Source organism: Pantoea endophytica (assembly GCF_002858935.1).
Classification (GTDB): domain Bacteria; phylum Pseudomonadota; class Gammaproteobacteria; order Enterobacterales; family Enterobacteriaceae; genus Pantoea; species Pantoea leporis.
In genome coordinates this window covers 20841-36471 of the sequence record NZ_PJRT01000017.1, presented here as the reverse complement: position 1 = coordinate 36471, position 15631 = coordinate 20841, and the positions used below count along the sequence as shown (strand labels likewise).

Below are 15631 nucleotides of genomic sequence, written 5' to 3'. Positions count from 1 at the left end.
CGGTTTTTAGCATTGATAAACAAGGATAGTAACAATATCAACTGTGCCGTGCCATGTAACAGTTGTGAAGAATTGCGTAATGCTGTCCTAGGCCAGATCGCCCTGAACCAACGGCACAAAGCGCACGGGTTCGATGATTTCTTCAATCAATTCATCGCCCTGACGACGCAAACGCTTCAATACCTGCTGATCCTCGCCAACCGGCAGCACCATTTTGCCGCCGTCACCTAATTGCGCTATCAGCAAAGTCGGAATTTCAGGCGGTGCGGCGGTCACGATAATGGCATCAAACGGACCACGCGTCGCCCAGCCCTGCCAGCCATCGCCATGCCGGGTAGAGATATTATGCAGATCGAGTTGCTTGAGGCGACGCTTAGCCTGCCACTGCAAGCCCTTGATGCGTTCGACGGAATAAACATGATTAACCAGATGCGCCAGAATCGCGGTCTGATAGCCAGAACCGGTGCCGATTTCCAGCACGCGCGATTCCGGCGTGAGCTCTAACAAGGCGGTCATGCGCGCCACCATGTAAGGCTGAGAAATGGTCTGGCCGTTGCCAATCGGCAGCGCAACGTTTTCCCACGCTTTATGCTCAAACGCCTCATCGATAAAACGCTCACGAGGCACATCGGCAATGGCTTTCAGCAGGTGTTCATCATGAATGCCCTGCGCGCGCAGCTGCTCCAAAAGCGTTTCGATGCGGCGATTCACCATGCGAGTTTTACCTCTGCCTGGGTCAGCCAGTCACTTAATACTTCTTGTGCAGCATGCGCGGTCAAATCCACATGCAGCGCGGTCAACGAAACGTAGCCCGCATCCACCGCAGCGAAATCGGTATCCGGGCCTGCATCCAGCTTTTGCCCCGGCGGGCCAATCCAGTAAAGCGGCTGGCCGCGCGGGTCTTCGGTGCAGATAACCTGATCGGCGGGATGGCGGCTGCCGCAGCGGGTCACGCGGAAACCTTTGATCTCCGCTAACGGCAAATCAGGCACGTTGATATTAAGAATACGGCCGGTACGCAGCGGAGCGCGCGACAGCGCACGTAACAGCGTACAAGTGATGGATGCGGCGGTGTCGTAATGCTGATGTCCATTGAGTGAAACAGCGAGCGCAGGCAAGCCAAGATGGCGCCCTTCCATTGCCGCAGCGACGGTACCGGAGTAAATCACATCGTCGCCAAGGTTTGGACCGGCGTTGATGCCGGACACGACGATATCGGGACGCGGCTGCATCAGCTTGTTCACGCCGAGGAACACGCAGTCGGTCGGCGTGCCCATCTGCAGCGCGATATCGCCGTTTTCATGTGTAAAGGTACGCAGCGGCGTCTCCAGCGTGAGCGAGTTAGATGCGCCGCTACGATTGCGATCGGGCGCGACAACCTGCACCTCGGCAAACTCACGTAAAGCACGCGCCAGCGTCTGAATACCTGGCGCATGAATTCCATCATCGTTACTCAGCAATATCCGCATCGTTACCTTCTTGTTGGAGAAGCTCACGCACCACGCTGGTGGCAAAACTGCCCGCGGGCAGCCAGAACTGCATCTCCAGCGTCACATCGTCCCACCATTCCCAGCGCAGATCCTTTGGCACCACCAGCATTGCACGACGCGCGGCATCAACCCGCTCGCGCTCAAGCAGTGTAATCAATTCTTCTGCGCCTGCCAGGCTTTGCTGCTCAAAAAGCAGCGCGTCGCCTTGCGGACCCGCATCACCGCGACCCGGCAGCGGCGCAGTGATGCGCAGTTGATGATTATCGATGCGCTGCTGCACGTCAGGCAACTCTTCCGCCTGCGCCACGAACCAGCTGCCGCGACCGGCCAGCTGTACCGCATCGCCCACCTGCACCACATCCAGTGCGCCATCACGCTGCAAACGCGCGCTGGTCACCTGATTAAACAGATGACTGCGGGTCGCTGACAACAGCAAACCTTTCATATTGCGATCGCGCGGACGGAATGTCTCTTGCGCCCACTGTTTCGCCTGCGTTAGGTTGTTGCCGCCACGACCAAAGCGCTGCTCACCAAAGTAGTTCGGCACGCCGCGCTGTTGAATCTGCTGTAAACGTGCGTCGACTTCACGGCGATCGGAGATCTGACGCACCACTAAGCGGAACGCATTGCCCGCCAGCGCGCCGGTACGCAGTTTGCGCTTGTGGCGAATTACCTGCAGGATTTCAACGCCTTCCAGCTGGAATCCGGCCAGATTCGGCATGCCATTGCCCGGTACGCGGAAACAGAGTGTTTGCTCGGTGACGGCATGACGATCTTTCATGCCGGCATAGCTAAGGTCACGCACCGGCACGCCGAGAAATTTGGCGATGGCTTCAGCGACAAAGCGCGTATTGCAGCCAATTTTACGGATGCGCACCAACAGCTGTTCACCTTCGCCATCATAGGGATAGCCAAGATCTTCAATCACCACGAAATCTTCGGGATTGGCTTTGATGACGCCGGTGGCAGTCGGCACGCCGTGCAGGTAATGCAGTTCACTCATGCCTGATCGGCCTTTATCAGCAGCGCAACCGCTTCACAGGCAATGCCTTCGCCACGCCCGGTAAAGCCCAGCTTTTCGGTGGTGGTGGCTTTGACGTTGACGTCATCCATATGGCAACCGAGATCTTCGGCGATATTGACGCGCATCTGCGGCACATGCGGCAACATTTTCGGTGCCTGCGCAATGATGGTCACATCGACGTTACCGATGCGATAGCCTTTCAGCTGAATCCGACGCCAGGCTTCGCGCAGTAAACCGCGGCTGTCAGCGCCTTTAAACGCCGGATCGGTATCCGGGAACAACTTGCCGATATCGCCCATCGCCACCGCGCCGAGCAAGGCATCCGTCAACGCATGCAGCGCCACATCACCATCAGAATGGGCAATAAAACCGTGTTCGAAGGGAATACGCACCCCGCCAATCACTAACGGACCTTCGCCGCCAAAAGCGTGAACGTCAAAACCGTGACCGATACGCATCATGCGCTCTCCTGTAACTGAATCTGGGTAAGATAGAAGGCCGCCAGCGCCAGATCTTCTGGCCGCGTCACCTTAATATTGTCGCTGCGTCCACTCACCAATTCCGGGTGATAACCGCAATACTCCAGCGCCGACGCTTCATCGGTAATGGTAGCGCCTTCATGGAGTGCGCGCGTCAGGCAAGCGGTGAGCAGTTGATGCGGGAAAAATTGCGGCGTTAACGCGTGCCATAAATCCTCGCGTTCAACGGTGTGGGCGATGGCGGTTTTATCCGGTTCGGCGCGTTTCATGGTGTCGCGCACCGGCGCCGCCAGAATTCCGCCAACCTTGCTGTACTCACGTACCGCCAGCAGACGTGCTAAATCGTCCGGATGCAGGCAAGGACGCGCGGCGTCATGCACCAGCACCCATTCGCTGTGGTGAATGGCGTTTAAGCCCGCCAGCACTGATTCGGCGCGCGTGTTGCCACCGGTCACGCGGAGAATACGGGAATCCTGCGCCAGCGGTAGTGAATCGAACCAGCCATCGTCATTGCTGACCGGCACAATTACCTGTTTTACCGCAGGATGTGCCAGCAGACGTGCGACGCTGTGTTCAAGGAGGGTGAATTGACCAATGGTCAGATACTGTTTTGGGCAGGCAGCCTGCATTCGGCTGCCCACACCTGCGGCGGGCACCACGGCAATCACATCCGCAAGGATCGGGCGCTTGTTCATGGCTTATCGTTGTTGATTTTGCGCAGCTTGTTGCGCGTTACGTTTGTTCTGGTCTGGCACCAGACGATAGAAAGTCTCACCGGGCTTAATCATGCCCAGTTCATTACGTGCGCGTTCTTCGATCGCTTCAGAGCCGCCATTGAGATCGTCAATTTCGGCGAATAGCTGATCGTTACGCGCTTTAAGCTTGGCGTTATTCGCCTGTTGTGTCGCGACGTCTTCGTTGACGCGCGTATAGTCATGAATACCGTTCTTACCCAGCCACAGGGAATATTGAAGCCATCCCAGCAGCACGAGTAGCAGTAACGTCAGTTTTCCCATCCCCGCCCCCTGAAAAACGGCCCAATCATCCCATAACTTGACGCTGGACTCCACTGCGACGGCGAAAATGCCGCGCACGGGCGTTTAGCCGTGCAAATAATGCCAGAGTAGGAGGCGAGACGGCAGGTAAAGTTTTGTAACCTGCCGATGCGTTTGCACATCAGCTGGGCGTTACCAACCGGAGAGAAATGAGAACAGCAGCCAGAACAAGCACACCACCACAATCGCCGTGGCGATCCCGCTCCAGAATAAGTGAGTGCGGATCATCAGGCTGAGCACGATGCCAATCAATACCGAAACCGGCAGTAGCGCGAGGAAGAATGGCCAGGTGTAGAGGAAGAAGAACAGCGTGTTGGAGCCGTAGAGCATGAACGGAATCGCCAGTGCGCACCAGTACGAGAGAAAGCCAAACACGCCGCCCGGCAGTGATGAGCGAGACTCATCCGGGGTGCGTTCATCTTTACGGGCTAGCATGGGCGTTACGTTCTGCATAGAGATCCTGTTGACGCTAAGCGCGGCAAACCCAAAGGGATTTGCCGCTGTCGGTTCAGGATCTGATGATATCGCGGTGACGCAGCAGGTCTAACAATTGGCCGGCGAGTTTTGTAACCAATTGTTCGCCATCAAGGTGGATTTCCGGGGCGTCTGGCGCCTCGTAAACGCTATCGATACCGGTGAAATTACGCAGCTCACCGGCACGGGCTTTTTTGTATAAACCTTTGGGGTCGCGCGCTTCGCACACGGCCAACGGCGTATCGACAAACACTTCGATGAACTGCCCTTCAGCCAGCAGATCGCGCACCATGTTGCGTTCCGCGCGATGTGGCGAGATAAATGCGGTCAGCACTACTAAACCGGCATCGACCATCAGTTTCGCCACTTCGCCGACGCGACGAATGTTCTCTTTACGATCGTCATCGCTAAAGCCGAGGTCACGGCACAAACCGTGACGCACGTTGTCGCCATCCAGCAGATAGGTGTTCACACCGGCCCGATGCAGCGCCTGCTCCAGCGCGCCGGCCACGGTGGATTTCCCCGAGCCGGAAAGCCCGGTGAACCACAGCACCACGCCTTGATGGCCGTGCTGCTGTTCGCGCTCCTCGCGCGTTACCGGATGATCGTGCCACACCACGTTTTCATCGTGTTGCGCCATTACTTGCCACCCAGCAGATCGCGCGCGTTCCAGTGTGGGAAGTGACGACGCACCAGCGCGTTCAGCTCCAGCTCGAAATCGCTGAACTGACCCGCTTGCGTACGCACATCGGTCAGCGGCTGATTAATCATGCCCGCGCCCACCGTCACGTTGCTCAGACGATCGATAAAGATCATGCCGCCAGTCACCGGATTCTGGCGATACGCGTCCAGCACCATCGGTTCGTCAAAGGTCAGTTCGACCAGGCCAATGCCGTTAAGCGGCAGGCTGTCCACGGTGCGCTTCTCCAGCGAGTTGATCTCCACCTGATGGATCACTTTCTCAACGCGCGCGCGAGTTTTCTTACCGGCGATCTTCACTTCGTAACTTTGCCCGGGCTGCAGCGGCTGTTCCGCCATCCACACCACGTCAACGGTGGCGGATTGCACCGCTTGCAGCTCGGCTTCCGCATCCACCAGCAGATCGCCACGACTGATGTCGATCTCATCTTTCAGCACCAGCGTAATCGCTTCACCGGCACCCGCTTCAGGCAGGTCGCCATCGAAGGTGACGATGCGCGAGATGGTCGATTCCACGCCCGATGGCAGCACTTTCACGCGCTGACCGACGTTGACCACACCCGACGCCAGCGTACCGGCATAACCACGGAAATCGAGGTTAGGACGGTTCACATACTGCACCGGGAAACGCATTGGCTGATGATCCACCACGCGGTTCAATTCAACGGTTTCTAATACGTCGAGCAGCGTTGGGCCGCTGTACCACGGCATGGTGACGCTGGGCGTTGCCACGTTATCGCCTTCCAGCGCCGACATCGGCACAAAGCGAATATCAAGGTCTTCCGGCAGCTGCGCGGCGAAATCGAGGTAATCCTGTTTGATCTGCTCAAAGGTCTCTTGCTTGTACTCCACCAGATCCATCTTGTTGATGGCGACCACCAGATGCTTAATGCCCAGCAGCGTGGAGATAAAGCTGTGACGACGCGTCTGATCCAGCACGCCTTTACGCGCATCGATCAGCAGGATCGCCAAATCGCAGGTCGATGCACCGGTCGCCATGTTGCGGGTGTACTGCTCGTGTCCTGGCGTGTCGGCAATAATAAATTTGCGCTTCTCAGTGGAGAAATAGCGATACGCCACATCAATGGTGATGCCCTGCTCGCGCTCGGCCTGCAAGCCATCAACCAGTAACGCGAGATCCAGCTTCTCACCCTGCGTCCCGTGACGTTTGCTGTCGTTGTGCAGCGAGGAGAGCTGGTCTTCATAAATTTGACGCGTGTCGTGCAGCAGGCGACCAATCAGCGTACTTTTGCCGTCGTCGACGCTACCGCAGGTCAGGAAACGCAGCAGGCTTTTATGTTGTTGCGCGGTCAGCCAGGCTTCTACGCCGCCCTGATCGGCAATCTGTTGTGCAATAACGGTATTCATCTGCGTCTCCTTAGAAATAACCCTGACGTTTCTTCATTTCCATCGAACCGGCCTGGTCGCGGTCAATCACGCGTCCCTGGCGTTCACTGGTGGTGGAGACCAGCATCTCTTCAATAATTTCCGGCAGCGTCTGCGCCTCTGATTCCACCGCGCCGGTCAACGGCCAGCAGCCGAGCGTACGGAAACGCACCATGCGCTGCTTGATCACTTCACCTGGCTGCAGATCGATACGGTCGTCATCGATCATCATCAGCATGCCATCACGCTCCAGCACCGGACGCGGCGCGGCGAGGTAGAGCGGCACGATCTCGATATTCTCGAGGAAGATGTACTGCCAGATATCCAGCTCGGTCCAGTTGGAGAGCGGGAACACGCGGATGCTTTCGCCTTTGTTAATCTGGCCGTTGTAGTTGTGCCACAGCTCAGGACGCTGGTTTTTCGGGTCCCAGCGGTGGAAGCGATCGCGGAAGGAGTAGATACGCTCTTTCGCGCGCGACTTCTCTTCATCACGACGTGCGCCGCCAAATGCCGCATCAAAACCGTATTTGTTCAGCGCCTGCTTCAGGCCTTCGGTTTTCATGATGTCGGTGTGCTTGGCGCTGCCGTGCACAAACGGGTTGATGCCCATCGCCACGCCTTCCGGGTTGCGATGCACCAGCAACTCCGCGCCCATCGCTTTCACGGTGCGATCGCGGAACTCATACATTTCACGGAATTTCCAGCCGGTATCAACATGCAGCAGCGGAAACGGCAGCGTGCCCGGATAGAAGGCTTTACGCGCCAGATGCAGCATTACCGAGGAGTCTTTACCGATGGAGTACATCATCACCGGATTGCTGAACTCGGCCGCCACCTCGCGGATGATATGGATACTCTCTGCCTCCAGCTGGCGCAGATGAGTAAGTCGATTTTGGTCCATAATTTTTCCTCAAGCCAAATTGACAACGGCGGACTCGCGAGCCCCCTGCTGTGCCGAATGTTGGAACCAGGCCAATTGCCCGTGCAAATTTACGACTTCGCCAATCACTAACAGTGCTGGCGTGGGCGCGGCCGCAGCCAGCGCCTCCAGTTGATCCAATGTGCCGGTCAGCACCTGCTGATCCTGACGCGTGCCGCGCCCAATCACCGCCACCGGCGTGGAGGCGGCGCGGCCATGTTCGATAAGCCCGGCAGCGATTTCCGCCGCTTTCACCGTGCCCATATAAATCGCTAAGGTTTGACGTGCGCGCGCCAGCGACGGCCAATCAATGCCGTCGCCATCCGCGCGACAGTGACCGGTAATAAACAGCACGCTCTGCGCGTGGTCGCGATGGGTCAGTGGAATACCGGCATAGGCGGTTGCGCCTGCTGCAGCGGTGATGCCCGGCACCACCTGGAACGGAATGCCCGCGGCCTGCGCCGCCTGCAGCTCTTCGCCACCGCGGCCAAAAATAAACGGATCGCCGCCTTTCAGGCGCACTACGCGTTTACCCTGTTGCGCCAGCGTCACCAGCATCTGATTGGTCTCTTCCTGCGGCACCGAATGCGCACCAGCGCGTTTACCGACGCAGATGCGGTCGGCATCGCGCCGCACCAGCTCAAGCACTTCGTCGCTGACCAGATGGTCATACAGCACCACATCGGCCAGCTGCATCACCTGCAAGCCACGCAACGTCAGCAAACCGCTGTCGCCTGGACCGGCGCCTACCAGCGTAATTTCGCCCTGATTGTCGCTATCGTTTTCCAGTTCGTGATCCAGCGTGCGCCGCGCTTCATGGACGTTACCCGCCGCCATCTGGCTGGCGAACAGACCGTTAAAGGCGCGCTCCCAGAAGCGACGGCGGTCAGACATGCGGTGATAGCGCTGCTTCACCTTGTCGCGCCACTGCCCGGCCACTTCCGCCATCTGCCCGAGATTGGCCGGCAGTAACGCTTCAATTTTTTCACGCAGCAGACGCGCTAACACCGGCGCGGTGCCGCTGGAGGAGATGGCCACCACCAGCGGTGAACGATCGACAATCGACGGGAAGATAAAGCTGCACTTCGGCTGATCGTCCACCACGTTCACCAGCTTGTGGCGCGCATTGGCGGCATCGAACACCTGCGCGTTAAGCGCGTTGTCATCGGTAGCGGCAATCACGAGGAACACGCCATCCAGCTGTGCCGGATCGAAGCGGTGGGCGATCCATTCAATCGCCTCAATTTCCAGCAGCGCCTGCAGCTCATGACCGAGTTCGCGCGCGGCGACCAGCACGCGCGCACCGGCACGCCGCAGCAGTTCTATTTTGCGCGCCGCGATGTCGCCACCGCCGACAACCAGCACCGGACGGCTTTTGAGATCGGCAAAGAGAGGCAGATAATCCACGTTAACCTTGCTAGTTTTACAATAAGTTAACGCGACTATACGTCCCGGCCTTCCAGCAGATGAAATTACGAATTGGAATGAGTAGTTACCGAATGGAATAACGACCCAGGATTGCTGATAACATTTTGTGCTTAACAAATGATATTGCTGGTGTTTCAGAGCAAATCAAATTGTGCAAGCGTCGTCACAGTTTCATACTAAGTCGGAATTTTTTTAGCATGACCGGATGTCAGAAAAGGACGCTAACTATGTTTGCCACTCTCCGCCGCACTGTGCTGGCTGCACTGCTCGCGGGCGGTTTGCCTTTCTTTGTTCAGGCTGCGAGCAACAACACGCCAGGACATTTTGCCGAACAGCAGCTTCGCCATATCGCCACCTATTTCCCCGGCCGCATGAGCGGCAGTCCCGCCGAGTTGCTGACTGCCGATTATCTGCAGCAGCAGTTTAGCCAGCTGGGATATCAGAGTAATACCCGCCAGTTTAAAACCAGCTATAGCTGGCTGGAGAAAAAGGGTGAGAGCCGCACCCACAAAGTTACGGCCACGTCGGTGATTGCCGCGCGGGCCGGTGAAGTACCGCAGGAGATCCTGATCGTTACGCATCTGGATACCTGGACGCCGCTCAGCCGCCACGAAGCCGATAACAATCTCGGCGGCCTGCGTTTGCAGGGCGTGGATGACAATGCCTCCGGGCTTGGCGTGATGCTGGAGCTGGCGCAGGCGCTCAGCAAAACGCCGCTGCACTACGGCGTGCGCTTTGTGGCGCTGAGCGCCGGTGAAGCGGGTTTGCACGGCATGGATGATTATCTGGCGCGTATGAGCGCGCAGGAGAAGAAGAACACGCTGCTGGTGATCGATCTGAATAGCCTGATTGTCGGCGATCATCTCTACTTTAACAGCGGCATGAATACGCCAGCGGCAGTGCGCAAACAGACCAGCGCGCGTGCCGTGCAGCTGGCGCACCGTTACGGTATCTCCGCCGCCAGCCACGCGATGACCGCACGCGATTATCCTGGCGTCAATCCGTTCGACAAAGCCGGCATGCCACTGATGGATGTCACCGCCGCCAACTGGACGCTGGGCAACAAAGATGGGCAGCAGCAGCGCGCGCGTTCCAGCCACTTCCCGGAAGGCAATGTGCGCCATCAAACCGAGCGCGATAATCTCAACTACCTCGATCACTGGCTGCCTGGCCGCATCACCCAGCGCACGCATGACAGCGTGAAGATTCTGCTGCCGCTGCTGACCGAGCTTGCTAATCCGACAACCTGAGGATTCCCTATGTACGTGGTATATCTAGACTATTTTCGTCCGGTAGAAGAAGTGGAAGCGTTACTGGAACCGCACATTAGCTGGCTGGATCGCTATTTCGCTAACGGCGTGTTTATCGCGGCGGGACGCAAAGATCCACGCACCGGCGGCGTGCTGTTGGTGAAGGATATTGATCGTGCGCGATTAGATACCATCCTGGCGGAAGATCCGTTTGTGGCGGTGGCGCATTATGAAGTGACGAAAGTGAATATGACGCGTGCGGCGGAAGAGTTTGCGGGGTTGCAGGGGGTTTGATTGTGCTGGCTGTACTCATACTTGATTGTGCTGGCTGTCCCCCATCCCGGCCTTCCCCCGCTAGCGGGGGAAGGAGACGCTGCCACATGCAACTTCAACACTCACATGTGGCAGCATCTTCCTCCCCCATTCATGGGGGAGGACCGAGGAGGGGGAAAGCGAGCACAAACCAAGGATGGGGGACAACGAGCACCTACCAATCAACCTTCATGCAACCCGCACTCGCGCTTCAGGCCGAAGAAGCGTGTCTCTTCCTCTGCCATGCCCGGTTCCCACTTTTTGGTGGTATGCGTATCGCCCACTGACAGATAACCTTCATCCCACAGCGGATGGTATTTCAATCCGTGTTGGGTCAGATACTGATGCACCTGACGGTTATCCCAATCAATGATCGGCAGAATCTTGAACACGCCGCGCTGCACCGCCAGCACCGGCAAACTGGCGCGACTGCCAGACTGATCGCGGCGCAGGCCAGCAAACCAGGTTTGCGCGCCCAGCGTTTCCAGCGCGCGGTTCATCGGTTCCACTTTGTTGATCTGGTTATACTGCTCAATCCCTTCGACGCCCTGCTCCCACAGTTTGCCGTAACGCGCTTCCTGCCATGCCGCTGAGGTCTCCGCACGGAAGATTTGCAGGTTGAGATTGAGCTTGTCGGTCAGCTCATCAATAAAGCGGTAAGTTTCCGGGAAAAGATAACCGGTATCGGTCAGGATCACCGGAATGTCCGGCTTCTGCTGCGTCACCATATGCAGCAAAACCGCCGCCTGAATACCGAAGCTGGATGACAGCACAAATGCGCCCGGCAGCTGTTCTAATGCCCAGCCCACGCGTTGTTCAGCGGAGAGTTTCTCCAGCTGCACATTGCTTTCCGCCAGCGCCATGATGCGGTCAACTTTTGATGAACCATTCAGTGCTGCGAGATCGAGTACCGTCATACTGCCTCCGAGTCCCAGAAATCACGGGCGGGATCAACCACGGCTTTAATGATGCCGGTGCGAATCACGAAGTCGCCGAAGCCTTCGTTGGCCTGACGCTCGGTTGCCCAGCGCGCCACCAGCTCATCAATGCTGGCGAGGATTTCGCCTTCGTTGATGTTCTCACGGTACATGCGTGGAATGCGCGTACCTTCGCGGTTGCCGCCAATGTGTAAGTTGTAACGGCCCGGCGCTTTGCCCACCAGACCTAACTCCGCCAGCAAAGCACGGCCACAACCATTTGGGCAACCGGTAACGCGTAACACTATGTGCTCTTCGCCGACACCATGCTTATGCATGATCTCTTCCACTTTGGTCACGAACGACGGCAGGAAGCGCTCGGCTTCTGCCATCGCCAGCGGACAGGTCGGGAACGCCACACACGCCATCGAGTTCTCACGCTGCGGCGTGACCGCTTCCATCAAACCGTGTTCACGGGCGATGGCTTCGATCTGCGCTTTTTGCTTCTCCGGCACGCCAGCCACAATCAGGTTCTGGTTAGCCGTCAGACGGAAATCGCCCTGATGGATTTTGGCAATTTCGGCGATGCCGCGCTTCAGCGGACGGCCAGGATAATCCAGCAGACGGCCGTTCTCAATGAACAGCGTCAGGTGCCATTTCTCATCGATGCCTTTCACCCAGCCAACGCGATCGCCGCGCGAGGTGAACGCATACGGACGAATCGGTTCGAAGGTCAGACCGGCACGCTTTTCCACTTCCGCTTTGAAGGTTTCAACACCGACGCGTTCCAGCGTGTATTTGGTCTTGGCATTTTTACGATCGGTACGATTCCCCCAGTCGCGCTGCGTGGTGACCACCGCAGCCGCCACGTCGAGGATCTTCTCGACCGGCAGAAAGCCGAATTCGCTTGCGGTGCGCGCATACGTTGCTTTGTTGCCGTGATCAATCGACAAGCCACCGCCCACCAGCAGGTTAAAGCCAATCAGCTTGCCCTGCTCGGCGATGGCGATGAAGTTCAGGTCATTGGCGTGCAGATCGACATCGTTATGCGGCGGCACCACCACCGTGGTTTTGAATTTACGCGGCAGATAGGTTTCGCCAAGAATCGGCTCTTTATCGGTGGTGGCGACCTTCTCTTTGTCCCACCAGATTTCCGCGTAAGCGCGGGTTTGCGGCAGCAGATGCTCTGACAGCTTTTTCGCCCACTCATACGCTTCCTGATGCAGCTCTGATTCCACCGGATTCGAGGTGCAAAGCACGTTACGGTTCACGTCGTTGGCGGTCGCCAGCGCATCCAGCCCGACTTCGTGCAGCATCTGGTGCGTCGGCTTGACGTTCTTCTTCAGAATGCCGTGAAACTGGAAGGTCTGGCGGTTGGTCAACCGGATGCTGCCATAAATGGTTTTATCGGTGGCGAATTTATCAATTGCCAGCCACTGCGTTGGCGTGATGATGCCGCCCGGCAGACGGCAACGCAGCATCATGGCGTGACGCGGTTCGAGTTTCTGCGCTACACGCTCGGCACGAATGTCGCGGTCATCCTGCTGGTACATACCGTGGAAACGGATCAGCAGGAAGTTGTCGCCGGTGAAGCCGCCGGTCAGGCCATCGTCGAGATCGTCGAGGATGGTGCCGCGCAGGTAGTTGCTCTGTTTTTTCAGACGCTCAGCGTCGACCAGCTTGCCTTCAACGACCAGCGGTCCAGGATGTTTTTCGCTCATTAGTAAACGTCTCGCTGATAACGGCGCTCAATGCGCAGCTCACTTAAAAATTCGTCAGCCGTTTCACGATCCATGCCGCCGTGTTCGACCACCACATCCAGTAATGCCTGCTCAACGTCTTTCGCCATACGATTGGCGTCGCCGCAGACGTAAAGGTGTGCGCCTTCCTGTAACCAGCTCCACACCTCCGCACCTTTGGCGCGGATTTTATCTTGTACGTAAACCTTCTCGGCCTGATCGCGCGACCATGCCAGATCAATATGGGTCAGCAGGCCATCTTTGACATACTTCTGCCACTCCACCTGATAGAGGAAATCATCGGTGAAATGCGGGTTACCGAAGAACAGCCAGTTTTTACCGCCTGCGCCATCGTTATCGCGCTGCTGCATAAAGGCGCGGAACGGCGCGATGCCGGTGCCCGGACCAATCATGATCACTGGCGTTTCCGGGTTAGCCGGTAAACGGAAGTTATCGTTGTGCTCGATGAAGACGCGAATTTCGCCTTCTTCCTCAATACGATCCGCCAACCATGTTGAGGCGCCGCCGCCGCGCTGACGACCGTCGATTTCAAAGCGCACCGCACCTACGGTGATGTGCACTTCGGTTTCGTTCTCCGCCTGCGATGAGGCGATGGAGTAGAGGCGCGGCGTCAGAGGACGCAGCAGGCCGGTTAATTGTTCGGCATTCAGTTCGGTCGGTGCCTGACGCACCATATCGACAATCGGGAAGCTCTGCGCATAACTCTGCAGCTTCGGCTTGTCACCGGCCAGCGCCAACAGCGCATCATTGCGGGATAGCGCCGCATACTGTTCAACGATTTGTGGCGTGTTAACCGTCAGTTCGAAATGGGTTTTCAGCGCTTCGGCTAGCGGCAGGGTTTTGCCCTGCACCTCAACCTGCTCGTCACCTTTCAGCCACACCAGCTGCAGCAGTTCCTGCACCAGCTTGTCATCGTTTTCAAACCACACGCCGAGTGCGTCGCCCGGCTGGTAGCGCAGGCCAGAATCGCCAAGGTCGATCTCAATGTGACGCACATCTTTATCCGAATCGCGTCCGGTGATCTTCTGGTTGGCCGCCAGGCTGGCCACCAGCGGCTCTTCTTTGGTGTACGGGCTGCTGTCGACCAGGTTAACGCTGCCCGCCGCGGTGATGGCGGCCTGTGCTGGCGATTCGCTCGGCACACGCGCTTTCAGAATCTCGGTGATCTGCTGACGCCAGGCGTTCGCCTGCTCTTTGTATTCAACATCGGCATCCACACGATCCAGCAGACGTTCTGCACCCAGCTCAGCCAGACGTTCATCGAAGTCTTTACCGGCTTTGCTGAAAAACTCATAAGAGGTATCGCCGAGACCGAACACCGCAAACGCTGTGCCTGCAAACTTCGGCGCTTTCTTCGACAGCAGGAATTTATGCAGCGCCACCGCCTCTTCCGGCGGCTCGCCCTCGCCTTGCGTGGAAGTTACCACCACCAGCAGCTTTTCCTGACCGATCTGCTTGAATTTATAATCGCCGGCGTTAACCAGATTGACGCTCAGCTTGGCAGCCAGCAGGTCATCACGCAGTTGCTCAGCCAGGCGACGCGCGTTACCGGTCTGCGAGGCGGAGATCAGCGTAATGGTCGGGGTTTCTGCCTGCACAGGCGCTGGCGCGGCAGCCGCACCCGGCGTCTGATTGACCATGCCCCAGAAATAGCCGGAGAGCCAGGCCATCTGAGTGGTGTTGAAATCCGTGGTCGCCGCCTGTAAGCGCGCGAGTTGCTCCGGTGATAACGGAAGCAGTGAACCTGGTGCCTGAGTCGTCATTGCGTTAAAAATTCCAGTGTCAGAAGTCCGGATCAATATGTTGCGAAAGAGTGCGTAGGTTACCGGGCTGTATATTAACGATTAAATACGCCTTCGACATATTAAATAACCAAAATGACTAAGTGGTTTTTCGGGTAATGTTAACCAGCAAAAGTGGTAAATGAAGGCGATATGATTCAATGAGTTAATTAGGCGTTTTGCTGTCGGCATGGCGCAAAATGCCCTTTTCGTTGCCAGCGGGTGCGAAAAATCTGCAATTCAGGTAGACTTCAGCGGTTTTTAAGTCTGAGAGCCATTATGTCTACCACGTTATTTAAAGAGTTCCAGTTTGAATCTGCCCACCGCTTACCTCACGTGCCGGAAGGCCATAAATGTGGGCGTTTGCACGGCCATTCATTCCTGGTGCGATTAGAAATTACCGGCGAAGTGGATGCGCATACCGGTTGGGTGATGGATTTTGCCGAACTGAAGGCGAAGTTCAAGCCGCTGTATGAACGCCTCGATCATCACTATCTGAATGACATTCCGGGTCTGGAGAATCCTACCAGTGAAGTGCTGGCGAAATGGATTTGGGATCAGATGAAGCCGATTCTGCCGGAATTGAGTGCGGTAATGATTAAAGAGACCTGCACCGCCGGCTGCGTTTATCGCGGTTGAGGTCAGTGAAGCCGTAAC

17 protein-coding genes are annotated in these 15631 nt (G+C 57.1%); 3 read left to right on the top strand and 14 right to left on the bottom strand.

Going from position 1 to position 15631, the window contains the following annotated elements:
- Window positions 1–87: 87 nt before the first annotated feature.
- The 11 genes from PZBJ_RS11700 to cysG form a co-directional block, all read right to left on the bottom strand.
- Window positions 88–714: a protein-L-isoaspartate(D-aspartate) O-methyltransferase gene (locus PZBJ_RS11700; RefSeq protein WP_008104533.1), complete on the bottom strand. Its 627-nt coding sequence runs from the start codon at window positions 712–714 to the stop codon at window positions 88–90.
- Window positions 708–1469 (bottom strand): 5'/3'-nucleotidase SurE, encoded by a 762-nt coding sequence (gene surE, locus PZBJ_RS11695; RefSeq protein WP_101762607.1) that lies wholly within the window; start codon window positions 1467–1469, stop codon window positions 708–710. Before surE ends, PZBJ_RS11700 begins: the two co-directional genes overlap by 7 nt.
- Window positions 1450–2493 (bottom strand): tRNA pseudouridine(13) synthase TruD, encoded by a 1044-nt coding sequence (gene truD, locus PZBJ_RS11690; protein ID WP_101762606.1) that lies wholly within the window; start codon window positions 2491–2493, stop codon window positions 1450–1452. The genes surE and truD overlap by 20 nt, the downstream gene beginning before the upstream one ends.
- Window positions 2490–2972, bottom strand: a complete 483-nt coding sequence (gene ispF, locus PZBJ_RS11685; RefSeq protein ID WP_061719965.1) for a 2-C-methyl-D-erythritol 2,4-cyclodiphosphate synthase — start codon at window positions 2970–2972, stop codon at window positions 2490–2492. The genes truD and ispF overlap by 4 nt, the downstream gene beginning before the upstream one ends.
- Window positions 2972–3688, bottom strand: a complete 717-nt coding sequence (ispD, locus tag PZBJ_RS11680; protein ID WP_101762605.1) for a 2-C-methyl-D-erythritol 4-phosphate cytidylyltransferase — start codon at window positions 3686–3688, stop codon at window positions 2972–2974. The genes ispF and ispD overlap by 1 nt, the downstream gene beginning before the upstream one ends.
- A gap of 3 nt (window positions 3689–3691) precedes the next feature.
- Window positions 3692–4009 carry a cell division protein FtsB gene (gene ftsB / locus PZBJ_RS11675; protein ID WP_101762604.1) on the bottom strand — a complete coding sequence of 106 codons (318 nt, stop codon included), beginning with the start codon at window positions 4007–4009 and terminating at the stop codon, window positions 3692–3694.
- Between the two features lie 171 nt (window positions 4010–4180).
- Window positions 4181–4501, bottom strand: coding sequence for a DUF3561 family protein (locus PZBJ_RS11670; RefSeq protein ID WP_101762603.1), 321 nt, complete (start codon window positions 4499–4501; stop codon window positions 4181–4183).
- 55 nt (window positions 4502–4556) lie between these two features.
- Window positions 4557–5162 (bottom strand): adenylyl-sulfate kinase, encoded by a 606-nt coding sequence (cysC, locus tag PZBJ_RS11665; RefSeq protein WP_008104549.1) that lies wholly within the window; start codon window positions 5160–5162, stop codon window positions 4557–4559.
- On the bottom strand, window positions 5162–6589 hold the full coding sequence (cysN, locus tag PZBJ_RS11660) for a sulfate adenylyltransferase subunit CysN (protein WP_101762602.1): 1428 nt from the start codon (window positions 6587–6589) through the stop codon (window positions 5162–5164). The genes cysC and cysN overlap by 1 nt, the downstream gene beginning before the upstream one ends.
- A 10-nt stretch (window positions 6590–6599) precedes the next feature.
- Window positions 6600–7508 carry a sulfate adenylyltransferase subunit CysD gene (cysD, locus tag PZBJ_RS11655; protein ID WP_007893231.1) on the bottom strand — a complete coding sequence of 303 codons (909 nt, stop codon included), beginning with the start codon at window positions 7506–7508 and terminating at the stop codon, window positions 6600–6602.
- A 9-nt stretch (window positions 7509–7517) separates the two neighbouring features.
- A complete protein-coding gene (gene cysG / locus PZBJ_RS11650) occupies window positions 7518–8933 on the bottom strand; it encodes a siroheme synthase CysG (RefSeq protein WP_101762601.1) in 1416 nt (471 codons plus the stop codon).
- Between the two features lie 248 nt (window positions 8934–9181).
- Between cysG and PZBJ_RS11645 the strand changes: the two genes are divergently transcribed.
- Window positions 9182–10204: an aminopeptidase gene (locus PZBJ_RS11645; RefSeq protein ID WP_101762600.1), complete on the top strand. Its 1023-nt coding sequence runs from the start codon at window positions 9182–9184 to the stop codon at window positions 10202–10204.
- A 9-nt stretch (window positions 10205–10213) separates the two neighbouring features.
- Window positions 10214–10498, top strand: coding sequence for a YciI family protein (locus PZBJ_RS11640; RefSeq protein WP_101762599.1), 285 nt, complete (start codon window positions 10214–10216; stop codon window positions 10496–10498).
- Window positions 10499–10698: 200 nt separating this feature from the next.
- Here PZBJ_RS11640 and PZBJ_RS11635 read toward each other — a convergent pair whose 3' ends face one another.
- The 3 genes from PZBJ_RS11635 to cysJ are packed head-to-tail and all read right to left on the bottom strand — an operon-like array spanning window position 10699 to window position 14956.
- A complete protein-coding gene (locus PZBJ_RS11635; protein ID WP_101762598.1) occupies window positions 10699–11433 on the bottom strand; it encodes a phosphoadenylyl-sulfate reductase in 735 nt (244 codons plus the stop codon).
- Window positions 11430–13154, bottom strand: a complete 1725-nt coding sequence (gene cysI / locus PZBJ_RS11630) for an assimilatory sulfite reductase (NADPH) hemoprotein subunit (protein ID WP_101762597.1) — start codon at window positions 13152–13154, stop codon at window positions 11430–11432. The genes PZBJ_RS11635 and cysI overlap by 4 nt, the downstream gene beginning before the upstream one ends.
- A complete protein-coding gene (gene cysJ, locus PZBJ_RS11625) occupies window positions 13154–14956 on the bottom strand; it encodes an NADPH-dependent assimilatory sulfite reductase flavoprotein subunit (protein ID WP_101762596.1) in 1803 nt (600 codons plus the stop codon). The genes cysI and cysJ overlap by 1 nt, the downstream gene beginning before the upstream one ends.
- Before the next feature lie 297 nt (window positions 14957–15253).
- On the opposite strand from cysJ, the gene queD reads away from it, so the two are divergent.
- Window positions 15254–15613, top strand: coding sequence for a 6-carboxytetrahydropterin synthase QueD (gene queD, locus PZBJ_RS11620; RefSeq protein WP_167391191.1), 360 nt, complete (start codon window positions 15254–15256; stop codon window positions 15611–15613).
- The last annotated feature ends 18 nt before the right edge of the window (window positions 15614–15631 follow it).

Bases quoted from the DNA above. Each gene is read 5' to 3' on its own strand.
- PZBJ_RS11700 (WP_008104533.1), bottom strand. From the start codon at position 714: ATGGTGAATCGCCGCATCGAAACGCTTTTGGAGCAGCTGCGCGCGCAG.
- surE (WP_101762607.1), bottom strand. From the start codon at position 1,469: ATGCGGATATTGCTGAGTAACGATGATGGAATTCATGCGCCAGGTATT.
- truD (WP_101762606.1), bottom strand. From the start codon at position 2,493: ATGAGTGAACTGCATTACCTGCACGGCGTGCCGACTGCCACCGGCGTC.
- ispF (WP_061719965.1), bottom strand. From the start codon at position 2,972: ATGCGTATCGGTCACGGTTTTGACGTTCACGCTTTTGGCGGCGAAGGT.
- ispD (WP_101762605.1), bottom strand. From the start codon at position 3,688: ATGAACAAGCGCCCGATCCTTGCGGATGTGATTGCCGTGGTGCCCGCC.
- ftsB (WP_101762604.1), bottom strand. From the start codon at position 4,009: ATGGGAAAACTGACGTTACTGCTACTCGTGCTGCTGGGATGGCTTCAA.
- PZBJ_RS11670 (WP_101762603.1), bottom strand. From the start codon at position 4,501: ATGCAGAACGTAACGCCCATGCTAGCCCGTAAAGATGAACGCACCCCG.
- cysC (WP_008104549.1), bottom strand. From the start codon at position 5,162: ATGGCGCAACACGATGAAAACGTGGTGTGGCACGATCATCCGGTAACG.
- cysN (WP_101762602.1), bottom strand. From the start codon at position 6,589: ATGAATACCGTTATTGCACAACAGATTGCCGATCAGGGCGGCGTAGAA.
- cysD (WP_007893231.1), bottom strand. From the start codon at position 7,508: ATGGACCAAAATCGACTTACTCATCTGCGCCAGCTGGAGGCAGAGAGT.
- PZBJ_RS11645 (WP_101762600.1), top strand. From the start codon at position 9,182: ATGTTTGCCACTCTCCGCCGCACTGTGCTGGCTGCACTGCTCGCGGGC.
- PZBJ_RS11640 (WP_101762599.1), top strand. From the start codon at position 10,214: ATGTACGTGGTATATCTAGACTATTTTCGTCCGGTAGAAGAAGTGGAA.
- PZBJ_RS11635 (WP_101762598.1), bottom strand. From the start codon at position 11,433: ATGACGGTACTCGATCTCGCAGCACTGAATGGTTCATCAAAAGTTGAC.
- cysI (WP_101762597.1), bottom strand. From the start codon at position 13,154: ATGAGCGAAAAACATCCTGGACCGCTGGTCGTTGAAGGCAAGCTGGTC.
- cysJ (WP_101762596.1), bottom strand. From the start codon at position 14,956: ATGACGACTCAGGCACCAGGTTCACTGCTTCCGTTATCACCGGAGCAA.
- queD (WP_167391191.1), top strand. From the start codon at position 15,254: ATGTCTACCACGTTATTTAAAGAGTTCCAGTTTGAATCTGCCCACCGC.